This window comes from Chitinophaga sp. HK235 (genome assembly GCF_018255755.1).
In the GTDB taxonomy this organism is placed as follows: Bacteria; Bacteroidota; Bacteroidia; order Chitinophagales; family Chitinophagaceae; genus Chitinophaga.
Genome location: NZ_CP073766.1, coordinates 7857669 through 7874070, shown reverse-complemented (window position 1 = coordinate 7874070; position 16402 = coordinate 7857669). Strand labels below are relative to the sequence as shown.

General features: G+C 50.0%; 11 protein-coding genes. 3 read left to right on the top strand and 8 right to left on the bottom strand.

Translation table 11 applies throughout. The annotated features are described in order from the left end of the window. Nucleotides 1-11: 11 nt before the first annotated feature. From KD145_RS30355 to KD145_RS30345, 3 genes are read left to right on the top strand one after another with little or no spacing between them, the layout of a single operon-like run. Nucleotides 12-1553 carry a PQQ-dependent sugar dehydrogenase gene (locus KD145_RS30355; protein WP_212003546.1) on the top strand — a complete coding sequence of 514 codons (1542 nt, stop codon included), beginning with the start codon at nucleotides 12-14 and terminating at the stop codon, nucleotides 1551-1553. A gap of 18 nt (nucleotides 1554-1571) precedes the next feature. Beyond that, nucleotides 1572-2948, top strand: coding sequence for a putative oxidoreductase C-terminal domain-containing protein (locus KD145_RS30350; protein ID WP_212003545.1), 1377 nt, complete (start codon nucleotides 1572-1574; stop codon nucleotides 2946-2948). Nucleotides 2949-2981: 33 nt separating this feature from the next. Further along, complete coding sequence (locus KD145_RS30345; protein WP_212003544.1) at nucleotides 2982-4064, top strand: substrate-binding domain-containing protein; 1083 nt, start codon at nucleotides 2982-2984, stop codon at nucleotides 4062-4064. Here the strand turns inward: KD145_RS30345 and KD145_RS30340 are convergent. From KD145_RS30340 to KD145_RS30305, 8 genes are all read right to left on the bottom strand, one after another. Then, entirely contained in the window at nucleotides 4055-5710 is a 1656-nt protein-coding gene (locus KD145_RS30340) for an SLC5 family protein (protein WP_249219640.1), read from the bottom strand. The genes KD145_RS30345 and KD145_RS30340 overlap by 10 nt on opposite strands. Beyond that, a complete protein-coding gene (locus KD145_RS30335; protein WP_212003543.1) occupies nucleotides 5623-6981 on the bottom strand; it encodes a neutral/alkaline non-lysosomal ceramidase N-terminal domain-containing protein in 1359 nt (452 codons plus the stop codon). The genes KD145_RS30340 and KD145_RS30335 overlap by 88 nt, the downstream gene beginning before the upstream one ends. Nucleotides 6982-6993: 12 nt before the next feature. Beyond that, nucleotides 6994-7758, bottom strand: coding sequence for an SDR family NAD(P)-dependent oxidoreductase (locus KD145_RS30330; protein ID WP_212003542.1), 765 nt, complete (start codon nucleotides 7756-7758; stop codon nucleotides 6994-6996). Between the two features lie 10 nt (nucleotides 7759-7768). Further along, nucleotides 7769-8947, bottom strand: a complete 1179-nt coding sequence (gene dgoD / locus KD145_RS30325) for a galactonate dehydratase (protein ID WP_212003541.1) — start codon at nucleotides 8945-8947, stop codon at nucleotides 7769-7771. Further along, nucleotides 8944-10269 (bottom strand): aspartate aminotransferase family protein, encoded by a 1326-nt coding sequence (locus tag KD145_RS30320; RefSeq protein ID WP_249219639.1) that lies wholly within the window; start codon nucleotides 10267-10269, stop codon nucleotides 8944-8946. The genes dgoD and KD145_RS30320 overlap by 4 nt, the downstream gene beginning before the upstream one ends. 49 nt (nucleotides 10270-10318) lie before the next feature. After that, nucleotides 10319-11506 (bottom strand): glycosyl hydrolase family 28-related protein, encoded by a 1188-nt coding sequence (locus KD145_RS30315; protein WP_212003540.1) that lies wholly within the window; start codon nucleotides 11504-11506, stop codon nucleotides 10319-10321. A gap of 97 nt (nucleotides 11507-11603) precedes the next feature. Beyond that, a complete protein-coding gene (locus KD145_RS30310; RefSeq protein ID WP_212003539.1) occupies nucleotides 11604-13070 on the bottom strand; it encodes a RagB/SusD family nutrient uptake outer membrane protein in 1467 nt (488 codons plus the stop codon). A gap of 18 nt (nucleotides 13071-13088) precedes the next feature. Further along, nucleotides 13089-16163: a TonB-dependent receptor gene (locus KD145_RS30305; RefSeq protein WP_212003538.1), complete on the bottom strand. Its 3075-nt coding sequence runs from the start codon at nucleotides 16161-16163 to the stop codon at nucleotides 13089-13091. Nucleotides 16164-16402: the final 239 nt, after the last annotated feature.

Sequence of the window (16402 nt, the reverse complement as noted above, 5' to 3'; positions counted from 1 at the left end):
TTACCGCGTATATGAAACGTATCCGTATCCTTCTGCTGATCCTTGCATTTGCAATAGGCATCTATTTTCTGCTAAGGCCCTCCACACGCGGCTTTCAACAGCCGATAGAGGCCACTCTTCAACTGGACAAGACCACGCTCGGTATCAGCACCATCGTATCCGACCTGAATGTACCCTGGGAAATAGCCTGGGGCCCCGACAACCAGATCTGGTACACCGAACAGAGCGGCACCATCAGTAAAGTAGATCCGCATACCGGTATAAAAAAACTGTTGCTCGTCATCCCCGACGTATACCGTCAGCGTACACTGGGCCTGCTGGGCATGGCCATACATCCGGATAAAAAACTGCCTTATGTTTTTGTAGACTATACGCATCTCAACAAAGACTCTTCCATCGTATCGCGGCTGATGCGTTATACCTATACCGCCGATACCCTGAAAGACCCACTGCTATTGCTGGAGCTGCCAGGCAATACCGGACATAACGGCTCCCGTGTAGCCATCTCTCCTGACGGTAAAGTATTGCTCTCTACCGGTGATGCCGCCCACGATCAGCTTGCTCCTGACACTGCATCCCTTAATGGTAAGGTGTTACGCCTTAACATTGACGGCACCGTGCCTGCAGATAATCCCTATCCGGGCAACTATCTCTGGTCCAGGGGACACCGCAATATTCAGGGCCTCGTGTTTACCGATAAAGGCCGGCTCTTTGCCTCCGAACACGGCGACGCCACTGACGATGAACTGAACCTCATTCAGAAAGCCGGATACTACGGATGGGCAAGGATAGAAGGTTATGCAGATCGTCCTGATGAAAAAGCCCATGCCGACTCCTTCCCTTTCATCGCACCACTCAAAGCCTGGACACCTACGATAGCACCCGCAGGTATAGACTACTATCACTCCGATAAAATACCGGAATGGAAAAACAGTCTCCTGCTGGGTACTTTGAAAGCTGCCAGTCTCCATGTGATACACCTCAGCAACACCCAGGATGCCATTACCGGTGAGGAGATTTATTTCTCCGGAAAGTACGGCCGTCTGCGGGATATCTGTATTTCTCCCGAAGGCGATATCTATATTGCCACCAGTAACCGTGACTGGAATCCCGGTAAAGGATTTCCGTTGCCACACGATGATCGTATTCTTCGTATCACCGCGCTCCGTCCTGGTGAGAAGGTACCGGCCACGGCTACACGCGAAACAGCCAAAGCCACTACTGTCACCATTACCAGCACAGGTGCCGGCATCTACAAAAATTACTGTGAAGCCTGTCATAAGCCGGATGGCAAAGGCGTGCCTTCCTCCTTCCCTGCCCTGGCCGGTAACAAACTGGTCACCAGCGATGCAAAGCTGCTGATACAAACCATCCTGCAGGGTCGCACCGGCGATACCAAAAGCAAAACCAGTACATACAGCGAACAGATGCCCGCCTTCAACTTCCTGAAAGACGAAGAGATCGCAGCGGTAGCCACTTATATCCGCAGCAGCTGGGGCAACAGCGCCGACAGCATCAGCACTGACAACGTCACCAAAACAAAACAGCACTGACAAATGAAACCTGCCACCATGAAGCAAAATATTATCTTTGCCACCATAACCATCGCATTATTGTCTTGCGGCACTAGCCATCAAAAACAATCCGCCATGCACCTGATCGCTTTAGATCCCGGGCACTTCCATGCCTCTCTGGTACAACAACAGATGTATCCCGGTATAGACTCCACCATCCGGGTGTTTGCACCGGAAGGTCCGGAAGTAAAACAATACCTGGCCAGTATTGAGCGGTTCAACCAACAAACCGATCCGCGCGTACACTGGGCTACCGATGTATATACCGGTCACGACTATCTGGAGAAAATGCTGCAACAGCCTCCCGGCAATATTGTGGTGATTGCCGGTAACAACCGGCTAAAGGCAACGTATATACGCCGTTCTGTACATGCCGGGCAACATGTGCTGGCAGACAAGCCCATGGCTATAGATGCCGCCAGCTTCGACTCCCTGCAGGCCGCCTTTCAGGAAGCCGCCGATAAAAAAATACAGCTGTATGATATCATGACAGAACGTTATGAAATCCGTAATACCCTCCAGCGTGAACTGGCCCTTCTCCCCGACGTGTTCGGCACACTGCAGCCGGGCAGCCTCCAGGCTCCCTCTGTGGTAAAAAACAGCGTCCATCATTTCAAAAAACTGGTAGCCGGCAAAACCATGGTACGCCCTGCATGGTATGTAGATGAAACACAGCAGGGAGAAGGGATTGTGGATGTAACCACTCACCTCGTTGACCTCGTACAGTGGACCTGCTTCCCGGAGCAAACCATCCACTACCGTACAGACATACACGTAGACAGCGCCAGACGCTGGGCCACTCCCATGACACTGCAACAGTATTCAGACATCACCGGACAAAACAGCTTCCCGGCATATCTGCATAAAAACATCAATAAAGACAGCATACTGCAGGTGTATGCCAATGGCGCCTTTGACTATACCATCAAAGGAATTCATGCCAACATATCCGTTACCTGGAACTACCAGGCCCCTGAAGGTACCGGCGACACACATTACTCCCTGCTCCGCGGAAGCCTGGCTTCCCTGATCATCCGGCAGGGCGCCGAACAACAATACAAACCAGTGTTATACATAGAATCCATTCACTCCCACGATAGCACCTATACGAAAACGGTAGAAGCCCGCATTGCGGCATTGGCACAGAAATACCCGGGCCTGTCTCTCAAAACAAACGACAAAGGCTGGGAAGTAGTAATACCGGAAGCACTCGCCAAAAAACACGAAGCCCTTTTCGGCAAGGTGATGCAACAGTTCCTGGAATATATACGGAACAATAATATGCCTGCCTGGGAAGTGCCCAATATGCTGGCCAAATACTATACTACCACACAGGCGCTCACTTTAGCCAAACAAACAGCGTCCCGTCAGTAGCCTTATATTTGCAAAAATTATAACCATTTTATCATGAAGAAAAAAGCGGCCGAACAACCCCTCGGCGTAAAGGAAATCGCCAGAAGAGCCAATGTAGCCATCGCTACAGTGGACAGGGTTATCCATAACCGGCCAGGTGTTTCCCTCAAAACCAAAAACAAAATAGAACAGATCATACAGGAACTGAACTACCAACCGAATATACTGGCGAGACGACTGGCATCCCGAAAGGTGCTGCGTCTCGCTACACTTATCCCGAAAGTCTCCTCCGAAGAAACCGACTTCTGGACCCTGCCACTGGCGGGTATCCAGAAAGCAGAAGAAGAGATCAAACCGTTTGGTGTAAAAATAGAACCTTACTACTTTGACCTGAATGACCGGAAATCTTTTGTGAAGACGACCAAAAAAATGCTGAAAGACCCTGCTGACGGCATCTTACTCGCTCCTTCCTTTATAGAAGAATCCATTTCGTTTATCCGTTCCTGTAGTAAACTCAACATCCCCTACGTTTTTATCAATTCGGATATTCCACAACAGGAAAGCCTCTGTTATATAGGCCCTGATCTCTTCCGCAGCGGTTATCAGGCCGGACAGCTCTTCCACTACTGCACACCACGCAACAGTGGCATACTCGTACTCAACATCTCCCGGGAAATAGAAGATCATCACCATCTCCTGCGAAAAGAGGAAGGGCTGAGAGCTTACTTCAAAGACAGTAAAAGGCCGGTCATAAAATGCGATATCCGGCAAACAGACCAGCACTCTATCGAAAAAGAATTATCGAAAGTGCTGCAACAGCATCATGGTATCAAAGCCATTTTTGTCACCAATTCCAGAGTAGCGGCTGTTTCCCATTATCTCGAAAAAAAAGGCAAAAAGGATACCCTGCTCATTGGCTATGATTTCACGCAGGAAAATGTGTCACGCCTCGATCAGGGGCATATCGATTTCCTCATCTGTCAGCAGCCGCAGGAACAGGGCTATCGCGGCATTATGGCTTTATATCAGAGTCTTGTGCTGAAAGTACCGGTAGAAAAAACACATTTTATGCCTATCGATATCATCACCAAAGAAAACCATCAGTTTTATATGCGGGATTTTGGTGGTCATGCATAACGGATATAGAAATACAACACCAGCGCCGTTATAAATCCCCACCATAGTGTTGGATTACGCCAGCCACGGGATTGACGCAGCAGGTCCGGCGGCAGTTTTAAACTTTCGCGGTTCCAGATAAGTCCTTCCAGACGGGCTTCAGGCACAGGTTTGGTAAGAAGACTCACACCGGCACATACCAGCATACAACTCCAGAAAACAATGCCGGTACGGTTAAAGAAAGGCATAGCCGGATAGATAATTTCCATGACGACCGACAATGGGATCGTGAGTATGCCCGCTGCCAGCGCACCTGCGTGCGTAGTACGTTTCCACAGAATGCCCAACAGAAACATGGCTGCAATACCAGGTGTAAACAACCCATAAGCATTCATCAGATAAAGGAAGACCGGTTTTTTGGAATGCGTCAGAAACAGCCCTGTGCATAAGATACCGATCACAATAATGACAGCGCCGGCCCATCTGCCGAAACGCACCGCTTCTGCTTCCGTAGCCTTTTTACGGAAGTAGGGAAGATAAATATCTACGGTAAGAATCGTTGTACAGGAGTTGATCGCTCCTGAAAGATGTGACATCACGGCGGCTATCAAACCGGCCATCACCAAGCCTACCAGACCAGTGGGCAACAGTTTTTCCACCAGTGTGGGAAACAACAGATCAGGCTTTTCGAGATGAGGGAACAACTTGGGCGCTACCAGCGCCGGCACGGTAATGATAACAGGTATCAGAAATTTGAGGTAGTCGCCGAAGACCACGCCCATGCGGGCATGCCACTCGTTTTTGGCAGCGAGCACCCGTTGTACGATAAACTGGTTGGTGGCACAGTAAAATACACTGATGCACAATACACCACCCAGGTACATGGTCCAGGGAAAGTCCTGATCGTTGGCCGGCAGGATAAGGTCCCAATCCTTTACAGTATCTGTAATCGCCGATACACCCCCTGCAGCGTTAACGGTGGCGATAGTGAGGGCAATACCACCCATCACCAGTACAATCAATTGCAGCATCTCTGTGTAGATCACTGCCCGCAGACCGCCTGCAATCGTGTAAACACCGGTGATCAATGCCAGCACCACCACACTGGTCATCACCGAAATACCTAACAAGGAATGTAATGACAATGCGCCCAGATACAATACCGCACTGATCTCTACGAGCACATAAGTGAGCAGGATCAGGCTGGCGTAAGTAGTTCGGGCAGCCGTTCCAAAACGTTTCTCCAGAAATTCAGGCACTGTATAAAAACCATTGCGAATATAAAAAGGGAGGAATATCCATAACAAGGCATTGAAGCCCATCAGGATGGCGCCCCATTCCATGGCAATGGCCACAAAACCACGACTGTAGGCTACGCCCATAGCCCCTACCAGATGATGGCTGCTGATGTTGGCTGCGATGATACTACCGCCGATCATCCACCAGGGCAGTTTATCGCCGGCCAGAAAATAATCCCGTTTTGTTTGCTGGCCTTTGCGGGAGGCATAGATGCCCAGGCCAATTACACCCAATATATATGCTCCAAAGATGATGGCATCGAGTAAGGTCAGGTTAAGGTTCATGCGGTTTGGATCATTCGTTGTGAAATAGTGATGGCGGAGCAGATCAGTTGTTCCAGTGAGCCTTGCTGAAAGGGCGTTTGCCATACAGTATAACTGTTATGGCTGAACGATGTTAAAGGCGGCAGATAACCGGCATAACCGTTTACAATATTCATGACAGCCACGGCTGCCGGAGCCAGCTGTTGCCGTAGTTCCTGCTGAAATAAGGAATAGGCTTCGTTGGGCTGGCCGGCGAGTATCGTGTTTCCCAGCCGCCATATCCACAGCGGCATTTTTGCCACTGCCCCTTCTCCCACCGTTTTACGGATACCCCGCTGACGCCACAGCCGCTCTTTGAGCACGTGATCTTCGCAGGTAGCCCATGCGGCTTCTATCTCAGCCAGCGAAGGCATCGGTTTCAGCGGCATTTCCACCAGCGTCATTTCAGCCAGCAGCGTAGTGGACGCCGGGGCAGGCGTTTTTTTCCAGATACCCAGCGAAGCACCTGATTCCACCACACCGGTATAAGTAAGCGTAGTATCCGGTGGCAGCATCCCTTCCAGTGCAGAGAGCACGGCATAGCCGAGCTGACGGCCATAACCATCGGCCAGCGAAGTATCACCACTGTATTGCTCTGCAGGCGACAACTCACCGGAGGCTCCTTGCAAAAAGAGGCAGGGCGCCGCAGTAGCAGTTTCCACTACGGTACGCATTCCACCAATGTAGTCGGGCGACAACAACTGGTTTTCCCAGGCCAGCGTAGTAGGGTGACAGGCATAATTTACGATGGTGCCCATCACCTTGCAGTCGCTGTCTGTAATGCGGCCTACCAGTACTGTATCATCTGCGCTGACAGCGGGGTTGTACCCTACTACCAGCCGATCACCTCCCGGCTCCGGGAAATCGCGGTTCACCGCCAGGTTGCAGCTGCCATACTGCCAGGTGAGCGTAGCCGGCTGTGCGGCCGCCAGTGCGCGGCGGATACAGCTGACAGCCTTCTCCTGCAACTGCTGCAGATATGGAATGATATATTGACCACCGGGTTTGCCCGCATCTTCACTGAAAGTGCTGGGCCCCGCGTGGGTATGGGTCAAACAAAACATCAGGCGTTCTTCCGTCAGGGACAAGGCCTGTAATATGCCATGCCGCAGTGTTTTTTCATCGGCAGCACTTTTCCACCAGCCCAGGTCGGCGGATACTAACACCAACGGCTGTACGTCCTTACCTGTCTGAAAAGTGATACAGGTGAGGGTCAACGGCATATGAACACCTGCCGCCACATCATGGGTGGCAGCCCCCCAATTGCGTGCAAAGATGCCTACCGGCGGCGTAATATCTTCCCTGGATATGCCTATTATTCCGTGATAGTTCGTCATGTTTCAATTTTGTTACAACAAAGACAATCCGCCATCCATCAGCAATACACTGCCGGTGATATGTCTGTTTTCCGGATCACACAACCGTACCACCTCCCGGGCCACCTGCTGCGGTGTGATCAGTTGCCGTACCGGCGCCCTGAGACGGGCCTGTTCTTTCTGCTCCGGTGCCTGTTCCCATACCGTCCGGCTAAGCCCTGCATCTACATAACCCGGCGCGATCTCGTTGACCATAATGCCATGCGGAGCGAGTTCCAGTGCCATACATTTAGACAGCATCCGCAGCCCAGCCTTGGATACGGAATAGGCCGGGATATGACTGTGTACCGCTTCAGCAGCCCAGCTACCTACAAATACCACACTCCCGGTGGCAGCCTTTTCCAGCAACCGACTGGTAACGGCGCGGGCTATATGAAAAGCACCATCCAGGTTTACCCGCAGCTCTTTACTCCATTGCTCCGCTGTAATCTGATAAAGACCAGCAATGGTAACAGTAGCCGCATTGGCCACCACCATACTCACCAGCCCCAAAGCCGCTTCAGCAGTCTGTAACCAGCTGTCTACCGCCACTGCATCAGACACATCTACCTGTGTATAATGGCAAGGCACACCGATAGCTTTGAGTTCATTCAGCAGGGGCTGTGCCTGCGCTGCGGGCTGAATATCGCCCAGCGCGACACCTGCGCCCTGCTCCGCAAACGCAATGGCCACAGCCCTGCCAATGTCGCCCAGGGCGCCACTGATCAGGACTGTTTTCTCTTCCAATAATTTTTTCATACCCGTTATTTTACCAGTCACCTACACTACCATCTTTATAAAATGTACGCTGTAATACTTCCTGCTGAAAAGGATGTTTTTTCACCACTGCCTCATTGATCTCTATCCCCAAACCCGGACGGGCATTAGGTTTCACGATCCTTCCTTTTTTCTCTACTGTAAACCCTTCGCTCACTACTTCTTCCCGCCAGGGCACATCATTATGCACACTTTCACAAATGCTGTAAGATGGTGTGGCAAAACCCAGTTCGATAGAAGCAGCTGTACTCACCGGTCCCTGCGGATTATGCGGCGCTACCGCCACACGATAAGCTTCAGCCAGCGCTGCAATGCGCCTTACTTCACTTAATCCACCGCAATGGGTGATATCCGGCTGTATAACACTCACCGCACGCTTCTCCAGCATATCCCGGAAAGCATGTACACCTACCAGCCTTTCACCACTGGCAATCGGTGTTTTCACCGCATGTTGTATACGGGCAATGTCATCCATCGTTTCCGGCCAGCAGGGTTCTTCAAAGAAATAAAGTCCGTATGGCTCCAATGCCTTTGCAAACTGCAGGCCCATCAACGGACTGGGGCGTGCATGGCAATCCACCATGATATCAATATCTTCTCCTACAGCGTCACGCATGGCCTTCACACAGGCTTCTGCATAACGAATGGGACGCAAACCTTCCAGTGGCATGGTTTCCGGCACCGCCATGGATTTAAAGGCTGTAAAACCTTCTTCCACGGCACGCTGGGCCAGCTCCCCGAAACGGGCCGCATCATCCGGTCTGGTCTCGTAAAAATCTTCCATCTTACCACCGCCCAAATGACAGTACAAACGGATATAATCTCTTACTCTTCCACCCCACAGCTCATGACAAGGTACACCATGTATTTTGCCGAGGATATCCCATAATGCGATGTCGATACCGCTGATAGCCGTACCCCGTACAATGCCGTTGCCATGCCAGAAATGCTGACGGTACATCATCTGCCAGAGATATTCAATACGGCGGGGATCTTCTCCTATCAGCAGCTGGCTGAGATCTTCCACCGCCCCTACTACTGCCCTGGTATGCCATTCCAGTGTTGCTTCTCCCCATCCCCACAGTCCGGGCTGGTCTGTCACAATTTTAATAAAGATCCAGTTACGCATCCGCGCGTGGCAAACCTGTGTTTCTATCGCCGTTATCTTCATAGCGCTGCTAATATTGATTTGGTTTTTTCCAGTGTTTCTTCGATGTCTTGTGTCGTATGCGCATAGGAGATACTGCCTTGTTTGATCGGTAAGGGGAAGTTAAAGATCCCTTTTTCGATCAGTTTCAGCCTGTATGCTTTATCAAACGCAAAATCATGATGCTTCAATATATCGTGATAATCTACCGGCATATGGTCCATAAAATACATACAAAAAGCGGAACCCTGACGCGCAATCTGAAAAGGTCGGCCCGTAGTCCGGAAGATGTCCTGTAAGCCGTTTTCCAGCAGCTGGCCCAGCGCGTTGACATGGTCGTATACACCAAACCCAGGAGCAGCCAGCTTACGCACCGTCGCAATAGCTGCCGCTGTAGTCAGCGGATGTGCATTGAAGGTACCAGCGATGAGCACTTTTTTGTTTTTATCAGGATGGATGAAATAGTCCATGTATTTTTTCTTTCCGGCGATAACACCCACCGGGTAACCATTGGCCACGGCTTTACCGAAAGTGCTGAGATCAGGCGTAACACCACACAACTGCTGATAACCACCCAACGCATGACGGAAACCTGTTTTCACTTCATCGAATATCAGCAGGAAACCATGTTCATCGGCCAGCTGTCGCAGCGTCTCCAGATAGCCCGGCTGAGGCTTCACCACACCGATGTTCTGCAGGATAGGCTCCAGCAGTATGCCCGCCACCGGATAACGTTGCAGGATATACGTTACGGAGTCAATATCATTATAGTTGATCACATGTACCAGGGAAGAATGTCCTTCCGGAATACCCGCTGAAAGGGAATCAAACGGATATTCACCCGGACTCACTCTTTCTCCCACATCTGTCAGGCTGCTGATCACATTACAGGCCACATCGTTATGCCAGCCGTTATAACCGCCCTGCATCACGATAATATGTTCTTTACCAGTAACGGCACGGGCTATACGAATAGCATGATAGGTAGCTTCTGATCCGGTGGTGGTGATTTCTATACTTTCTGCCGAAGGCACACTTTCACAAAACAGCCGGGCAAACTCTCCTTCAAGGTTGGTAGGACCTGCGCCCATCAACAGCGTTTCATTATCCAGCGCGGCACGCACCGCCTTGTTAACGTCGGGGTCATTATGCCCCAGAAATGCGGCGGCAAAACCGGCCTGGTAGTCGATGTATTCATTTCCTTCCAGGTCACGAACACGGCTACCCTGTCCGCTAACGAAACAGATATTGGGGTCTGATTTCCGGTTGAGTGATACCACGCCACCGGGTATCCATTGTTCATTGCTTTTTAAAAGCGAGGATGATTTGGGCCATGCGTTCATCATAGCGATGTTGTTAAAATTTTTGAGTTAAAAACCTGTCTTTCCATCTCACCTATTCCACATTGCTGATGGACACCCCATTGATGCGGCTGTTTTTAATAACGGCGCCGGAAGATTTCATCAGCAGGTCGCCCTGTACGTGCTGATGGTGGATGTCTACCTGGTTTATGTTGAGCGAATCGATGACTGTACGTTCGTCAAATAAAAACTGCGGATTGGCATAACGACGTTCCTCCCTGCGCACCCGGCTGATATCCAGCCGGTCTATCACAGAACACTTCACACTGATAACGCCGTATACAGAAGCCAGCCCCGGATGGGAAGAGCGGGCGTAAACATTTGTCCCCGACACATCCGATATTTTTACATTGGAGAAATAACCTGTTTTATCGAAAAGACTGTAAAACAGTACAGAGGCCATGGCTGTATTACCATGCACCCGTTCAATACTGATATCACTCACTTTTCTGCCTTCAAATGTGTAAAAGGCTACCGCTTTCAACGTAGGAATGGAATCATAGATATTTTGCGGGGTAATATTACGAACCGTGATGTCTTTATAATCACAAGCCGGAAACGGAGACATCTTTCCCTGGAAAGACGCTCCACCAGCGGCAAAAGCTACCAGGTCGTCATTGGTGAAACCAGAAATATTTTCTATCAGAACATGATTGCCTCCACCGGTCACACCATCCCCATTCTGCATCAGCGCACTGGTTTGTTGTGCATCTTTAAAAGGGTTCTGCTGAAAATGAATATCGTGTATATGCACCGTGTCACATTCCATGTAGGCAATGCCCCAGCTGCGGGTACTGTCTATCTGCAGCCCGGCCACTTCCAGGTTTTTCACCTTGTAGAAAAACATACCAAAACAAAAGGCAGAACTGTCTACTGTACTGCGAATGCTACGTGTCTGACTCCAGCCGTTGCCATTCCATCTCCCACCTTTTACGGTAATATATTCGTTCCCGTTAGTCAGGTCTTCGTTTTGCAACAGGCAGGTATTGGCGGAAGGCTTCAGTTCTATATATGCATCAGGACTGGCTTCCAGCGTAAAGCGGGATGGTAGTTTGATGGATTGTGCAATCAGATAGTGCCCTTTTGGAACAAATATTTTTCGTGTACCGGTCTTTGCAGCCTGTTTGATCGCTTTTTGAAAAGCCTTGCTGTCGTCTGTTTTTCCGTCCGCCAGGGCACCATAGGCACGCACATCTGTGACGTGCTGAGCATGGGATGTCATACAGCCAACTATGAGGAGGCCACTTAAGATAATCCGTTTAACTATGCTTATGCTGTATAACATCCCGTATGCTTAAAGTATATAACTGGTTTCTGATTTAGTATCCTTCGTTTTGTTTGAGCACTCCAGGCGTATATTGATCGATCTGTCGCTGCGGTATCGGAAAAACCGCCATGGTAGCTTTGGGAGATAGTGTCACTTTAGTAGCGGTACTGGTAGCCGGATTGTAATCTCTTTCTTCACTGGTCATCACCGTCATGAATTTGCCGGTACGTACCAGATCGGTCCAGCGTTCATTTTCGTAGGCCAGTTCCAGTTGTCTTTCCTGCAACAGGAGATCGAGGAAACTATCAGCACTGGCGATATCTGCGGCAGTGTAGTCATGGGAAGCATCTCCAAAAGCGCGTTCCCGGATAGCATTGAGTTGTAATAAAGCATTCCCTTTATCACCGGTGTTGTACAATGCTTCTGCATACAACAGTACCACATCTGCCAGCCGCAATACCGGCAGGTCTTGTCCGGAAGTGGAGCCGGTAAATTTCGTCGCATATTTTTTCACGTAAGGCCCCCATGCCGGCGGATCGTTGGGAGAAGTGGCTTTCACCACATAGTCTGAAATAGTAGACGCTTTGCGGGTATCGCCAGCCACATATTTTTTATTGAGACTCCAGGAAGGAAATGCGTATTGGTTGCCGGAGCCCACAATGCCTGCCAGGCCGCCGATGGGCGCAAAGTCGATGCCCAGCGAATGTCCATTGGAACCGTCGGTGTATTTAATAGCCAGTATGATCTCTTTGTTATCTTCCGTGGCCAGGCTCCAGAGCGTGGCAAAGTTGGGTTCCAGCTGGTAATTAAAATCCCGGATAGTTTTCTCCAGATAAGTTTTCGCGTTTGCCCAGTCTTTACGATATATGTAAACTTTTCCCAGCAGGCCGGTGGCAGCACCTTTGCTGGCACGGCCGCGTATAGCCGTGGCTGGTGCCGGCAGCAGATCGATGGCTTCTTTCAGGTCGCTGATGATCATATCATAGATCTTGTCAGCTGATTCACGGGGCATATTTTTAGCTTCGCTGATAGAAGGTGTTTTTGTTACCAGTGGTACTCCCCCATACAATCTTACCAGGTCAAAATAAAAGAGCGCGCGCATAAATTTTGCTTCACCGGTAAACTGTTCTTTTTTCCCGCCAGGGTAATCTGTAGGTCTATCGATATTTTCCAGCACAGCGTTGGCTCTTCCTATACCATAGTAGGATTTCTCCCAGAAGTCGGCCACCGCTGTATTTTCGGCGTTTACAGTCAGGTAGTCCAGATCGTTGACACCGGGCATGGCAGTACCCATATACAGATTATCGCCGGGCATTTCCATCAGGATATAATCTTTGGGCTTGCGGTCCTGCATACTGCTGTAGATGCCGATCACCGCCTGGTCCATATCGTTGGCCGTTTTATAGAAATTGGTGGTAGTCAGGGAAGAATCCGGTGTCATGTTCAGCAGGCTGTTGGTACAGCTGCTGCCGGCGAGCGACAGCAGCAGGAGCGGTATATAGATTTTATTTTTTTTCATGAAAAACGCTTTTGCTGATTAGAAGTTAAAATTGAATCCCAGCGCGTAAATGCGGCTGATAGGCTCTGCTCCGTAGTTGGCACCAGGCATGCTGGCAACACCGTTCACCTCACCTTTCGTATATCCTTCCGGGTTATACCCATGGAATTCTTTTTTAGTGAAGATGAACAGGTTGCTGGCAGACAGATAAACCCTGAAGTTGGTTACCCGCAACCTGCGGATAAGGGATTCCGGCAGGGTATATCCCAGGTTCACATTACGAATGGCAAGAAAGGAGGCATCTTCTATATAAGCGTCAGACATTGTCTGGAATCCCAATGTGTTGAGCGCGCTGGCGGGCACTTTGCCATTACCCGGATCAGCAGCAGACCACCACTGGTTTTCTACCAGGGACCGACGCATAGCGCCCAGCAACGCACCCTGGTAGAACTGATTTTCGTAGTTGTACATTTTCGCACCCAGCGAAGCCTGCATGGCGATGCTCAGGTCGAAATTGCTGTAGGAGAAATTGTTCACCATTCCGAGAATAGCCTTGGGCTGGAAATTGCCCAGGACCTGTTTATCATTGGCATCGATTTTTTTATTGCCATCTTTATCTTCAAATTTAGGATTGCCGGGTCTGGTGCCTGCAATGCCAGGGTTGGCGGCGATATCAGCAGCATCCTGATAAACACCTGTAATCTTATAACCATAATAAGAAAACATCGGCTCGCCTACTCTGAGTATCCAATTCATATTGGAAGAAGGATCCGCGATGATCACATTATTCACACCACCCAGGTCTTCCACTGTATTTTTATTTTGGGAGAAGTTGAAAGAGGTTTGCCAGTTGAACTTACCCACGATGTTGCGGGTATTCACTTCAAACTCTATTCCTCTGTTGCGTATCTGCCCGATGTTGGTCATGGTGGTACTAAAACCGGTAGTGGCCGGCACTGGCATACTATACAACAGATCGTTGGTACGTTTATCGTAATAATCAAACACCACGCTTATACGATTATCCAGCACAGACAGTTCCGCGCCGAGGTCTATGCCTTTGGTTTTTTCCCACCCCAGCATACTGTTACCATAACTAACAGGCGCTTGGCCTTTGGTGACGATATTACCCGGAGAATAGAACGTGTTGCCCATCAGACCCAGATACTGGAAATCGCCGATATTAAAGTTACCGGTCACACCATAGCTGGCCCTTACTTTCAGGTCACTGACAGGTTTGAAGTCTTTCAGGAAACTCTCCTGTTTTACGCGCCAGGCGGCAGATACAGACGGGAAGTAACCCCATCTGTTGTCTGGCCCGAAGCGGGAGCTGGCATCAGTACGGATGGAAGCTGACAGCAGGTATTTGTCTTTATAACCATAGTTTACCCTGGTGAAGTAGGAAATGAGTCCCCACTTGCTTTTGACGGTATTACTGTTAGGTGCCAGGGTGGCGTTGCCCATCGTATGTACGATATCGTTATTGTAGCTGCCTGTCACTGCGTAGAGGTTGACCGCCTTGCTGTCGTTCCGCTGATAGGAAGCACCGGCAATAGCGGAGAGGTCGTGACCACCTTTGAAGGTGGTATTGTAACTCAGTACGTTTTCATTGAGCACATTGATGTTATTGCTGGTGATGTCAGTACCGGAGTTTTTAGCGGCGCTGGTAGCCCAGGAGGCCTGGAATTCGTCGCGGCTGCTGAAGTCCATGGTCGTACCTACAGAAGAGCGGAAGGACAATCCTTTGGCCAGGTGCAATTTCATATAGGCTTCACCGATATTACTGAAACTGCTGCCATAATATTCAGAGCCCTGAAGGGTAGCCATTGGATTTACCTGTCCTGTTACAACGGCACCCCAGTAATCACGGGCATTGGGGTAGGTGCCGTTAGGCCGCTGTACCTCCGCAAAGGAAGGATATTTGGAATAGTTAGGAATTTCAGAAGGATTATACCGGCGTTTGGAATAGGAAGGATTGAGCATAAAACCCACGCTGACAGCTTTGCTGGCCTGCACGTCCACATTGGCTCTCAGGCCGTAGGTTTTGAACCAGGTATTGACCATGGCACCTTGTTCATCTTTATAGGTAGCCGCCACATAATAGGTGGCTTTATCGGTACCGCCGCTGGCGGAGATGTTGTAACTCTGTATGGGAGCCGTTTTCATCACAGCATCCTGCCATACTACATGGCCTGTTTTAAGCACATCACTGACCTGATAGGCTGCAGGCCTTCTGCCATCGCCCCATACAGGCAGTGTTACGTCGCCGCCTACCCAGGCGTATTCCCTGTTCTGGTATTTGGTAGCGTATTGATAGTATTCATCACCGGTGATCCAGTCGTGGTGCAGGATGGCTTTACCCAGACCGGCATATCCGTTGAAGTTGAATTTGGGTTTGCCTGCCGCACCTTTTTTCATCGTCACAAGTATAACGCCACCGGCTGCACGGGAACCGTATATAGCCGCAGACGACGCGTCTTTCAGCACTTCTACAGACTGTACATCGTTCATATTAACCATGCCCAGGTTACCGCCGGGGATACCATCGATGACGATGAGAGGATCGTTGCCGGCGCTGATGGAGCCGATACCGCGAATGCGGATGGTAGGTGCTGAACCGGCCTGGCCCCGGGACTGGGAAATATTAACTCCGGCCATACGTCCTACCAGGGCCGCTTCCGGCCTGCCGGCGGGCACCTGATCGAGTATTTTGTTTTCTACTTTCGCCACTGCTGCGGTCACGGAGCTTTTTTTCACAGCACCATAACCGATCACCACAGTTTCATTAAGGGTGGTTTTACTTTGTGGCAGAGAAATGTAAACATTATTGCGGTTGCCTATGGCTGTTTCTTTTTTATCATAACCCAGATAAGAGAAGGAAAGTACGTCTGCACTGTTGGCGCGGATGGTGAAATGGCCTTCTGCATTGGTGGAAACGCCTGTTTTAGTCCCTTTGATGATGACGCTTACACCGGGAAGGGCTGTCTGGGTGGCGCTGTCGAGGACAGTACCCTTTATCTCTCTGACCTCCTGCGCTATCAGCTTTTGTGGCTTGCAAATACCTGCGAGGATGGCCAGCAGGGTTGCAAATAGGTAAAGGTGTGTTCCTTTCATAATTCTGGTTAGATAAAATGGTTAGATAAACGTACCCGTGCGCATTGCTACATCAATGCACCAGTTGACATACCATCCTTCATGATGGTTGGATAAATTAATTCGCGTTTTATTAAACCGTTCACTGTGTTCTTATGTGGCAAGAATACACGTCGGCATTACAGGTGGATGATACGGGCACGACTACACGATGCTTCGGCACTGCCCGTAAGTTTCACATAACGTTAGCTTTAGCACCA